8 protein-coding genes are annotated in these 10,976 nt (G+C 67.8%); 5 read left to right on the forward strand and 3 right to left on the reverse strand.

Translation table 11 applies throughout. From position 1 onward, the window contains the following. Positions 1-50 precede the first annotated feature (50 nt). Positions 51-1,748 (reverse strand): ATP-binding protein, encoded by a 1,698-nt coding sequence (locus LFM09_RS25795; protein WP_414099103.1) that lies wholly within the window; start codon positions 1,746-1,748, stop codon positions 51-53. Positions 1,749-1,816: 68 nt separating this feature from the next. After that, positions 1,817-3,235, reverse strand: coding sequence for a M20/M25/M40 family metallo-hydrolase (locus tag LFM09_RS25800; RefSeq protein WP_414099104.1), 1,419 nt, complete (start codon positions 3,233-3,235; stop codon positions 1,817-1,819). A gap of 355 nt (positions 3,236-3,590) precedes the next feature. Here LFM09_RS25800 and pdhA point away from each other — a divergent pair, with 355 nt between their 5' ends. Genes pdhA through LFM09_RS25815 form a run of 3 tightly spaced genes read left to right on the forward strand, consistent with a single transcriptional unit; the run spans position 3,591 to position 7,200 of the window. Further along, complete coding sequence (gene pdhA / locus LFM09_RS25805) at positions 3,591-4,787, forward strand: pyruvate dehydrogenase (acetyl-transferring) E1 component subunit alpha (RefSeq protein ID WP_414099105.1); 1,197 nt, start codon at positions 3,591-3,593, stop codon at positions 4,785-4,787. Then, positions 4,787-5,812: an alpha-ketoacid dehydrogenase subunit beta gene (locus LFM09_RS25810; protein WP_414099106.1), complete on the forward strand. Its 1,026-nt coding sequence runs from the start codon at positions 4,787-4,789 to the stop codon at positions 5,810-5,812. Before pdhA ends, LFM09_RS25810 begins: the two co-directional genes overlap by 1 nt. 14 nt (positions 5,813-5,826) lie before the next feature. Further along, positions 5,827-7,200 (forward strand): dihydrolipoamide acetyltransferase family protein, encoded by a 1,374-nt coding sequence (locus tag LFM09_RS25815; protein WP_414099107.1) that lies wholly within the window; start codon positions 5,827-5,829, stop codon positions 7,198-7,200. On the opposite strand, the gene LFM09_RS25820 is transcribed toward LFM09_RS25815, so the two are convergent. Further along, the gene (locus tag LFM09_RS25820; protein ID WP_414099108.1) at positions 7,194-8,348 is read right to left on the reverse strand and encodes a hypothetical protein; all 1,155 of its coding nucleotides are present in this window, start codon (positions 8,346-8,348) and stop codon (positions 7,194-7,196) included. The genes LFM09_RS25815 and LFM09_RS25820 overlap by 7 nt on opposite strands. Before the next feature lie 117 nt (positions 8,349-8,465). On the opposite strand from LFM09_RS25820, the gene LFM09_RS25825 reads away from it, so the two are divergent. Beyond that, complete coding sequence (locus LFM09_RS25825; RefSeq protein ID WP_414099109.1) at positions 8,466-9,965, forward strand: carboxylesterase/lipase family protein; 1,500 nt, start codon at positions 8,466-8,468, stop codon at positions 9,963-9,965. A 44-nt stretch (positions 9,966-10,009) separates the two neighbouring features. Continuing rightward, complete coding sequence (locus LFM09_RS25830) at positions 10,010-10,930, forward strand: MerR family transcriptional regulator (protein ID WP_414099110.1); 921 nt, start codon at positions 10,010-10,012, stop codon at positions 10,928-10,930. Positions 10,931-10,976: the final 46 nt, after the last annotated feature.

Here is a 10,976-nt window from a genome sequence, read left to right on the forward strand (position 1 = left end):
ATGTCGCTTGAAGGTCCCCGGTCCGGGCCGTGTGGCCGCGACCAGCTTGCTCACCGCCCACCTGTCCACAGATACCGGCGCTTGGGGCTGTTGGGTGCGCCTTCGGCACGGACCAGTCCGGCCTGGATGAGCTCTTCCAGTCTGAGGAGCACGGTAGGTCGTGAGTACCCGGTTGCCGCGATCAAGTCCTTGGCACTTGCCGAGAGCCGCGTGCGCAGTACTTCCGCGACATCGGTCTGCGGCGATGCGATCGTGAAGAGATCAAGGGTCTCAGCCGACGCTCCGAGTGAATAGGTGGCGTAACGGCGCCCACCGGTTCGCACCGCGAGTCCCTTGTTCACGAGATCTCGCAGCACGGAGGTCGCATCGGACTGGCTCGCACCGAACTGCCGAAGTGCTGCGTTGCTGATCGGACGGCCGTGATACATCGTCGCGAGAGCGAGCTCGTGAAGCTGGGTGAGTCCGGGCTCGCGCAGCTGGGCCAGCCACTGCCGGGTTGCGGGGTCGAGCAGTTCGGACCTGCTGAACTCGACCTCGAACCGGTTCGCGAAGTTGCGGAAGATCGGCCGTGCCAAGCCTGATCGCTGCAGTTCTCTGATCATCGCGGGTACACCGGAAGCGCGGTTCTCCGCGACGAGCCCGTCGCTTGCCGGCAGGTAGGTGTCGGACAGCAACGAGGCGAGGAAGGCGTTGCGTGACGAGCTGACGCCCTCGGTGCCGAGATCCTCGAGAACGACCGGGCCGAACAGTCCTCCCGGACTGCGGACGAGCAGCCGGTCGGGGTGCAGTTCGATCTGGACTTGAGTGCCACGGGTTCCGCCGCTGTAGTCGCGGTGCAGAAGTGCGTTGACCACTGCTTCACGCACAGCTTCCATCGGATAGTCGAGCTGTTCTCTTCGACCGCTGCCGTCGACGTGCGTGCGTACTCGCATGTGCCGGCGCAGCACCGCCATCGTCTCGGACACCAGCTCCGGGATCGGCCCGCGGATGACCGGGTTGTCGTCGAACCGCGGGCCGGTTTCGGCACCGCTGTACACCACGACCGACACGGTCAGCTGTGGGAAGTGCTGCTGGGGGTAGACGCCGAAGGTCAGCAATCCGCCGAGGGAGGGCACCAACGTGCCGTTCTCGGTTCGCACCAACACCCGCAACCGTTCCAGTGCGGTGACCTCGTCCATGTCGCGAAAGGCTCGCGACGTCTGCCTCACGCGTTCGATGGTGCGGCCGAACGCAACGCGGTCGAGGTCGCCGATCACGGCCTCGGGTACCGCCTCCAGGTCGTAGCGCGGCTGGCCGCGGTTGGCGATCGCCAGGCCGATCTCGGCCTGGGTCATTCGGCGATCGCCGTCGCCCACGCGCACGTACGAACCTGTGGCGATGCCCTTCGAGTCCACGTAGCACGGACGGTGGTCAGACGGCAGTGGATCGATCTCGGCCACGACGAGAGGCATGCCTTCGAGCTCAACCACCTCTACGGCTATGCGCAGTGGAGGGTGAAGGCAATCGCTCGCGAGCGCGGCCAGGTCGTCGCGCAGTTTGGCCGGGTCGGCGAGATGGACTGGGCGGAAACCATCGGCTTCGTCCAGTCCCAGTACGAGAGTGCCGCCGTTGGTGTTGGCGAACTCCGACATGGTCTCGGCGGCACTTCTCGGCAAACCTCCGGCAGAGGACTCCACCTCGACTTCGCTCATCTCCGCGCCTGTTCGGCGCAGGCGTTCGATGAGCGACTGCAAGGTCGAGGTTTCCAAGCGCACTCCAACTCTCAACTCTCAACCGAAGTTAAGAGTACCTTAGAGTAGTTGAGAGTAACGTAACGTCAACTCCGCTTTGAGTGGGCGTCCAGCACCAGCGCGACGGCCTCGGTGACCCGAGCCGCGTGCGCCAGGTGCAGCCACTCGTCCGGCACGTGGCAGTTGGAGTCCGGCCCAACAGCCCCGGTCACCAGGAACTGAGCCTCCGGGTAGGCCTCGTGCAGCAGCCCCATGAACGGGATCGAGCCCCCGAGCGACACGGTCCGCCACGGCGAGCCGAAGACCTCCTTGCCGGCGTCGTCCAGAACAGCCGACAGCCACGGCGCGAGCTGCGGCGCGTTCCACCCGTCAGCAGCCTCGACGCGCGAGAGCTCGACGGTCGCGTTGTAGGGCACGTCGGTGGTCAGCTTCGCCCGCACCGCCTCCAGCGCGGCCGCGGACGAGGCCGTCGGCGGCAGGCGGAACGACAGCACCAGCGAGGTGAACGGGCGCAGCACGTTGCCGGCGTCGTCGGGCAGCGGGAGGCCGTCGGCGCCCGTCACGGACAGGGTCGGGCGCCAGCCGGTGCCGATCGCCTGCTCGACCTCGTCCTCCGACATCGGCTGCAGGTCGCCGACGCGCGGCACGGGACCCCACAGGGCGCCCGGTGCGGCCTCGACGGCCTCGCGGACCTCGGCCAGCCGGTGCGCGGGGATCTCGACGTGCATCTCCGGCACGAGGACTTCGCCGGTCGAAGAATCTTCGAGCCGGTCCAGCAGCACGCGTGCGATGCGGAACGACGACGGCACCATGCCGGACGCCATGCCCGAGTGCAGGCCGCCCTCCAGCACGCGCACGGTCATCGTGACCTGCACCAACCCTCGCAGCGACGTGGTCAGCCACATGCGTTCGTAGTCGGAGCCGCCGGAGTCCAAACACACAACGAGCGACACGCGGCCGAGCCGCGAAGACAGGTGCGAAAGGTACGCCGGCAGATCGGGCGAACCCGACTCCTCGCCGGTCTCCAGCAGGATCACGGACCGGGCGTGTGAACCGCCAGCCGCGCGCACGGCCTCGATGGCGGCAATCGCGGCATATCCGGAGTAACCGTCGTCCGCCGCGCCACGCCCGTAGAGACGTCCGTCACGCAGGACCGGGGTCCACGGGCCCAGCCCAGGACCCCAACCGCCCACCGGTGGCTGCTTGTCGAGGTGTCCGTAAAGCAACACCGTGTCGTCGCCCGAGTTACCGAACGCGGGCACGTCGACCACCAGGAGAGGCGTGCGTCCCGCCAGTTGGACGACGTCCAGCGTGATGCCGGGCAACGATCGAGAATCAATCCACGCGCGCACGTGCTCGATGGCGGCGGCGAGTTCGCCGTGCTCTTCCCAGGCCGGATCGAACGCGGGTGAGATCGCCGGCACGGCGACGAGCTGAGACAGGCTCGGAACGATGTCGTCGTCCCAGAGCGTCCGGACGGTGCTGGTCACAACTGAACGGTCCACCTCTCGATCCTGTCACGACTCCGCCTCTGCCCGCGTCCACAACCTTGTCCGTGGAGGCCTCCCGCGAAGTTAACGATCGGTAACCGGGACAGTGGTGTCCGGTAATCGGACGGCCTAGTCGGAGGTCAAAAGGTCGAACCTCCGACTGTTGTCGCTGATCAGAACGTTGACCCTTGTGTTACGAAGTGGGATGGGGCTCACCAACTCGGGTGAGGCCGTGTCAGGATGTGGTCGTAAGCCACCGTCACCGTCGACGGCTGCCTCCGGCCCCACAGGGTCAGCGGCGACCGCCGGCGTCGCCGCACGAGATCGTCACGAGCGATCAGGCGGTCGGAGTAGACAGAGGAGAAGGCGCATGTCGTCCCCTGAGCAATGGACGCACCCTGAGCCGGACGCAGCGCCGGCCGCCACTGCCGCAAAACCGACAGCGGAACAGGTGATCGCAGGCTTGCGAGCAACAGACGAGGGCGGCGCCGACCTGGTGCAGCTGCTCACCCCCGAGGGCGAGCGGGTCACGCACCCCGACTTCGACATCGACATCTCGCCGGAGGAGCTGCGCGGTCTCTACCGCGACATGGTCCTGATCCGCCGGGTCGACCGCGAGGCCAACGCGTTGCAGCGCAAGGGCCAGCTCGGCATCTGGGTGCCGCTGCTCGGCCAGGAGGCCGCGCAGATCGGCGCCGGCCGCGCGATGCGCGAGACCGACATGGCCTTCCCGAGCTACCGCGAGCACGGCATCGCGTGGACCCGCGGGATCAACCCGACGGAGCTGCTCGGCATCTTCCGCGGCACCGACCAGGGCACGTGGGACCCGGTCGAGAAGCGCTTCCACCCGTACACGATCGTCATCGGCAACCAGGTCCTCAACGCGGCCGGGTACGCGATGGGCCAGAAGTTCGACGGCAAGGTCGGCGACGACGACGGCGAAGCCACCATGTGCTTCTTCGGCGATGGCGCGACCTCGCAGGGTGACGTGCACGAGGGCTTCGTGTGGGCCGCGGTCTACGACGCGCCGCTGGTCTTCTTCTGCCAGAACAACCAGTGGGCCATCTCCGAGCCCACCGAGCGCCAGTCGCGCCTGCCGCTGTACCAGCGCGCCCGCGGCTACGGCTTCCCCGGCATCCGGGTCGACGGCAACGACGTCCTCGCGACGCTCGCCGTGACGAAGTGGGCGCTGGACGAGTGCCGCCACGGCAACGGCCCGATCCTGATCGAGGCGTTCACGTACCGGATGGACGCGCACACCACCTCCGACGACCCGACGCGCTACCGCCTGTCGGACGAGCTGGAGATGTGGAAGCTCAAGGACCCGATCGAGCGGGTCAAGGTCTACCTGGTGCGCCAGCAGTGGGCCGACAGCGAGTTCTTCGAGAGCGTCGAGGCGGACGCGGACAAGCTGGGCGAGGAGCTGCGGGAGTTCTGCACGAACATGCCCGACCCGCCCGCTGAACGGATCTTCAGCAACGTGTACGCCGAGGGGAACCCCAACCTCGAAGCGCAGCGCGATGAGTTCCTCGACTACGTCTCGGGTTTTGCTGGAGGTGAGCACTGATGGCTGCTCCGACGATGGACCGTTCCTCTGCCGCTGCCCCGGCGACCCCGGTGCAGACGCTCACGATCTCCAAGGCGCTCAACATGGGCCTGCGGGCGGCCATGGAGGCCAACCCCAAGGTCATCATGATGGGCGAGGACATCGGCAAGCTCGGCGGTGTCTTCCGAATCACCGACGGTCTGCAGAAGGACTTCGGTGAGCAGCGCGTGCTCGACACGCCGCTCGCGGAGTCCGGCATCATCGGCACCGCCGTCGGCCTCGCGATCCGCGGCTACCGCCCGGTGTGCGAGATCCAGTTCGACGGCTTCATCTTCCCCGGCTTCGACCAGATCGTGTCGCAGGTCGCGAAGCTGCACTACCGCACGCAGGGCAAGATCAAGATGCCCATCGTGATCCGCGTGCCGTTCGGTGGCGGCATCGGTGCCGTCGAGCACCACTCGGAGTCGCCCGAGTCGTACTTCGCGCACACCGCCGGCCTCAAGGTCGTCTCGTGCTCGAACCCGTCCGACGCGTACTGGATGATCCAGCAGGCGATCGACTGCGACGACCCGGTGCTGTTCTTCGAGCCCAAGCGCCGCTACTACGAGAAGGGCGAGGTCGACACCACGGCCCAGCCCGGCCCGCTGTTCCAGTCGCGGGTCCTGCGTTCCGGCACGGACGCCACGCTCGTCGCGTACGGCCCGATGGTGCGGACGTCGTTGGACGCTGCGAACGCGGCCGCGGAGGACGGGACCTCTCTTGAGGTCATCGACCTGCGCACGCTGTCGCCGCTGGACCTCGCGCCCGTGTTCGAGTCGGTGCGCCGCACCGGCCGTCTGGTCGTCGTGTCCGAGGCGCCGTCCGAGTCCTCGATCGCCAGCGAGATTGCAGCCAAGGTCCAGCAGGAGTGCTTCTACTCCCTGCAGGCACCGGTGCTGCGGGTGACCGGTTTCGACACCCCGTACCCGCCGTCGAAGCTCGAGGAGGAGTTCCTCCCCGACCTCGACCGGGTCCTGCACGCCGTCGACCGCTCTCTCGCCTGGTAAGGGGACAACCGGAAATGCCGCAGTACAAGCAATTCCCCCTGCCGGACACGGCTGAGGGGCTGACCGAGGCCGAGATCCTCACCTGGCACGTCAAGCCCGGTGACACCGTCACGGTCAACCAGATCATCGTCGAGATCGAGACGGCCAAGGCCGCCGTCGAGCTGCCGTGCCCGTGGGCCGGCGTCGTGACCGAGCTGCTCGCGGAGCCCGGCCAGACCGTCGAGGTCGGCGTCCCGATCATCACGATCGACACCGACCCCGGTGGCGCGGCCGCACCCGTTGCTCCCGCTCCCGCTGCTGCGGAAGCGAACGGCACCTCGTCCGGCAAGATCGGCGAGGAGATGCCGGGCGGGCGCATCGCCACCCTGGTCGGCTACGGCCCGAAGTCCGGCGCGGCCAAGCGCCGCGCGCGCAAGGACACCGCTCCGGCCGCGGCTCCGGCTGCTGCTGTGGTGGCACCACCCGTGCCCGCGCCCGCTCCTGCTCCCGTGGCTCCGGCTCCGGTCCAGGCTCCCGGCGGTTACGTGCCGCTGGCCAAGCCGCCGGTCCGCAAGCTGGCCAAGGACCTCGGTGTCGACCTCTACGCGTTGACGGGCTCCGGCCCCGACGGCGTGATCACCCGTGAGGACGTCGAAAGCGCCGTCGCCGCACCGGCTGCCGCTCCTGTGCAGTCCTTTGTGGACAACGGCTCGCGCGAGCGCCGCGTGCCGATCAAGGGCGTCCGCAAGGCGACCGCGCAGGCGATGGTGGACAGCGCGTTCACCGCACCGCACGTCACCGAGTTCCTGACGGTCGACGTGACGCCGATGATGGAACTGCGCGCGAAGCTCAAGAACGCGCCGGAGTTCCGCGGCGTGAAGCTGACGCCGCTCGCGTTCTGCGCCAAGGCGGTCATCCTCGCCACGCGCCGCACGCCGGACGTCAACGCGACGTGGGACTCCGCCGCGAACGAGATCGTCTACAAGGACTACGTCCACCTCGGCATCGCGGCCGCAACGCCGCGCGGCCTGGTGGTCCCGAAGGTCCGCGACGCCGACCGCATGTCCCTCAAGGAACTCGCGGTGGCGCTGGACGAGCTCGCCACGGTCGCCCGTGACGGCAAGACCTCCCCGGCCGACATGATGAACGGCACCATCACGATCACCAACGTCGGCGTCTTCGGCGTCGACACCGGCACGCCGATCCTCAACCCCGGCGAGTCCGCGATCCTCGCCCTGGGCGCGATCCGCGACATGCCGTGGGTGGTCGACGGCGAGATCAAGATTCGCAAGATCTGCCAGCTCGCGCTGTCGTTCGACCACCGCGTGGTCGACGGTCAGCAGGGCTCGCAGTTCCTGGCCGACGTCGGCGCGCTGCTGGCCGAGCCGGGCATCGCGATGACCTACTGAGGTTCGCTCGACGCGCTGGGGAGTTCTTCGATCTCCCCAGCGCGTTCGACCGTGTTGTTCGTGAACCGCACGGGCTGAACGTCGGAGTAGAACGTCCGCACCTCGATGGTGCTGTCGACGAGCGTGCAGAGTTCGACCCGCACTGGCGTGGACATGGCCATGTCCACGTCGTGTCCGGCGACGCTGCTGTCGGTGAAGGTGCTGCGGTAGAAATCAATCCCGCGGCCACGTCCGGTCATGCGGCTGAGGTTCAAGGTCGCGCGGTCGAACGTGCAGCCGACGAACTCGATGGCCCCGAACTCGAAGTACGTGTCCTGGAAGTTCACCTCGGTGTTGGTGAACGTCGTGCCGTGACAGCTCAACGTGGTGTGTTTGAACCTTGTTCGCTCGAACGAGGTGTTGTCACCGGTGAACTCGGCGCCGTCGAAGACGACCGCACCGGCGAACGTGCGTTCGCTGAAGTCGGCGTCCAGGAACCGGACGCCGGTGAAGTCGAAGTTCAGCGCCGACCACGGGCCGGGTTCGCGGTGTGATCCGAGCCGGTCGCGGAGAGCGCGGAAGATCTTGTTCGCCGTCTGGCCGTCGTCCTCCTGCAGCCGCAGTTGGTCGATCAACGCGTCCACGCACGTCTGCCGTTGCGCTTCCCAGTCGTCGGCGAGGCCGGCCATGGCGGACACGCCGGCGACTCGCAGACTCACCTGATCGCCGGCGAGCAGTTCGGCCGCGACCTTGAAGCGTTCGTTGAACAGCTTGGTGCGCTCGCGTTCTTCCTGGTTGAGGGCGTGCACGTGGGCAGCCTCCGTGACGCGCTGCTTGCGGTAGTTCACCGCTAGCGCGACCACACCGCCGAAGCCGGCAACCACTGCCAGCCCGATCTTCAGCAGATCCAGCATCTCGGTCGTGCTGAACGCCGCCTGCTTCGGCAGCTTCGGCCAGCCCAGCAGCCACAGCAGTCCGCCACCCGCCGTCGCGGCCACGAGGGCCGCGATCAGCAGCCAGCCGACGATCGACATCCAGACTGGAACCTGGCCTTCGCGCCTGGACCGCTGCCGTCGACGAAACGGCAGGCCAAGGCGCCGGATGAGCAACAACAGCCACACCACGGCCAGCGCCCCCGCCACCGCGTACTGCCAGGTGATCGACCCCACGCAGATGATCGTGCCTCACGGAAGAAAGCCCGGTATGTGCGGCCTTCCGGATGTCTTTCCACGGGCCCGCTGGTTCGACGTATGTGTGTCAACGCTTCTTCTGAGGGGACACACGACGTGCGCAAACGACTGTCTTTGTTGATCGCCGCAGCCCTGCTGGCGGGACCGGTGGGTGTGGCCCAGGCCGCCGAACCCGGCCTGGTGCGAACCGATGCCGGGCCGGTGCGCGGCACCGTTCTCGCTGATCACCAGCTGTACCAGGGGATTCCGTACGCGGCACCGCCGGTGGGCGAGCTGCGGTGGCGTTCGCCGCGGCCGGTCACGCCGTGGACGACCCCGTTGGACGCCACGAAGCCCGGTCCTGCCTGCGCTCAGGCCGCCGGTGCCGGTTCGCCGAGCAGCAACGAGGACTGCCTCTACCTCAACGTCACCACTCCGTCGCGGCACGGACGCAAGCCGGTCATGGTCTACATCCACGGCGGCGGCAACAGCTACCTGTCCGGTGCCGGGTTCGGCACGAACCGCTTGGCGGTGCAGGGCGACGTGGTGGTCGTGACCATCAACTACCGGCTGGGCTTCTTCGGTTTCTTCGGGCACCCGGACCTGCCGGACTCGGGCGCGTACGGCATCGAGGACCAGCAGGCGGCGCTGAAGTGGGTGCAGCGCAACGCAACCGCGTTCGGCGGGGATCCGCGCAACGTCACGGTTTTCGGTGAGTCCGGTGGTGCGTTCGACGTGTGCGCGCACGTGACGTCACCGCGGTCGCGCGGGCTGTTCCAGAAGGCCATCGCGCAGAGCGGCGGCTGCTCCACGACGTGGGGAGCCAACGGCGTGATCCACACCAAGCCGGCTGGTTCCCCGTGGATCACGAAGGACGCGGCTCAGGCCGACGCGGTGGCGATCACCGCGCAGCTCGGTTGTTCGGACGTCGCGTGCCTGCGAACGTTGCCTCCCACGGCGTTCACCGCCATCGACCGCGGCGCGACCCCGATCGTGATCGGCAACAGCGTGCTGCCGCAGCACCCCGTCGACGCGCTGAGGTCCGGTCGTTTCAACCGCGTCCCGGTGATCTGGGGCAACACCCGTGACGAGGGCAGGCTGACGTCGGCGACCGTGCCGGAACCGTTCGACTACCAGGGTCTGCTGGAGCAGGGGTTCGGTCGCGAGAAGGCCGCCGAGATCGCTGTCGAGTACCCGGCCGGAGAGTCGGCACGTCTTGCCTACGGCGCTGTGCTGACTGACGGCGTCTGGGCGTGCCACCAGCTCACCGACGATCGGCTGCTCTCGCGCTACACGCCGACGTACGGCTACGAGTTCGCCGACCGCACCGCGCCGCTCGGCTGGTTCAAGGACCTCTTCCCCGCGGGCCTCCCGGCCGGTGCCGCGCACTCCTTCGAGCTCGCCTACCTCTTCGACATCCCGACGTTCGACCTCAACCCGGCGCAGCAGAGGCTCGCGGCGACGATGATCCGCGACTGGACGACGTTCGCGCGCACCGGCAAGCCCGGCTGGGCGCGGTACTCCGGTGGCAACGTGCAGGAGTACTCGCTCGACCGTGTCGGTCAGATCAACGGCTTGACCAGGCACAACTGCTCGTTCTGGAACTCGATCGGTTAATCGGGTTTGACTCTCCAGTCACTGGAGGGTTCAGAGTTGTCCCCGTGACGCGCTACCAGATCGGCGAGCTGGCCAGGATGACCGGCCTCACCGTCCGAACGATCCGGTTCTACTCCGACCAGGGCCTCATCCCGCCCACAGCGAGAACGGTCGGCGGCTACCGGACGTACGACGGTGAGGCGGTCGCCAAGCTCAAGCTCGTCCGCACCCTGAGGGATCTCGGTGTGGACCTGCCGACCGCCGGGCGGATTCTCGCCCGCGAGGTCTCGGTGACCGACGTGGCGCGCACCCATGCAGACGCGATCGACGCGCAGATGAAGACGTTGCGGCTCCGCCGTGCCGTCTTGCGCGCCGTCGCCAAGGGAGGGGAGATGGAACTGATGAACGAGTTGGCACGGATGTCGGACGAGGAGCGCCAACGCATCCTCGACGACTTCTTCGAGGAGGTGTTCGGGCCGTACGAACTGGATCCGCAGTTCGAACAGCACATGCGGTCCGTGCGGATCGAGCTGCCGGACGACCCGTCGACCGAGCAGCTGGAGGCGTGGGTCGAGCTCGCGAAGCTCGTGCAGGACCCGGACTTCCGTGCGGCGATCAAGCGGATGTCCCAGCAGCACGAGGAGTTCCGCCGCAACGGTGAGGACATGGGCCCGCGGTCCCAGGACCAGATGGAGGCGTTCAACTTCGCGATCGCGCAGGCCCGCGCGGCACTCGACGCCGGCATCGCGCCGGGGTCGGACGCTGCCAAGGAAGTCGTGGACCGCGTGAACGCCAACTGGGCGGAGGCGCTGGGTGTGCCGAACGACGAGACCGTCGTCGAGCGGCTGCGCCAGTTCGAGGACTTCGCGGACCCGCGCGCCGAGCGGTACTGGGTGCTGATCGCGAAGGTCAACGGGTGGCCTGCCATGCCTGACCACTCGCGGGAACGCGCCTGGCTGCGCGAGGCCGGGCAGCCGTTCGGCTAGATGTACTGCCTTGAGAGGTTGTGAACGGTCCGACACGTAGTCGGAT

Source organism: Lentzea alba, from assembly GCF_047445655.1.
GTDB classification, from domain to species: Bacteria; Actinomycetota; Actinomycetes; order Mycobacteriales; family Pseudonocardiaceae; genus Lentzea; species Lentzea alba_A.

What these genes read in the sequence shown, in the direction of transcription:
- pdhA (WP_414099105.1), top strand. Translation starts at nt 3,591, where the DNA reads ATGTCGTCCCCTGAGCAATGGACGCACCCTGAGCCGGACGCAGCGCCG.
- LFM09_RS25810 (WP_414099106.1), top strand. Translation starts at nt 4,787, where the DNA reads ATGGCTGCTCCGACGATGGACCGTTCCTCTGCCGCTGCCCCGGCGACC.
- LFM09_RS25815 (WP_414099107.1), top strand. Translation starts at nt 5,827, where the DNA reads ATGCCGCAGTACAAGCAATTCCCCCTGCCGGACACGGCTGAGGGGCTG.